1 protein-coding gene is annotated in these 271 nt (G+C 36.2%); it reads left to right on the top strand.

All coding sequences use genetic code 11. The features are described 5' to 3' along the window. Positions 1-271: hypothetical protein (locus RG959_RS24175; protein WP_342799304.1), on the top strand; the 271-nt coding region annotated here is incomplete at both ends.

Raw genomic sequence — 271 nt, 5'->3', positions numbered from 1 at the left:
GCATATAGCGGAATTAGAAGTAGATCCTGAGAATGAAGAGCAACAGAAATTACAGCGAATAAATAGTTCTATGATAAATAATTTATATGAGGTGAGAAATCTCATTAATACTGACGAATGGAAACAGCAACTGAACTTGGAAAATCAATACTATAATGAATTGACTAGCTATGTGGAGGCAGCAGGAGAAACAACCAGACCAATAAAGGAAATCAATCACCGAACGGCCATGAATCAAAAATTGGTAGATGAAGATATCATGCCACAGCAC

This window comes from Domibacillus sp. 8LH, from assembly GCF_038806185.1.
Classification (GTDB): Bacteria; Bacillota; Bacilli; order Bacillales; family Domibacillaceae; genus Domibacillus; species Domibacillus indicus_A.
The sequence above is the reverse complement of the archived record's forward strand: the minus strand, read 5'-3'. Positions and strand labels throughout refer to the sequence as shown.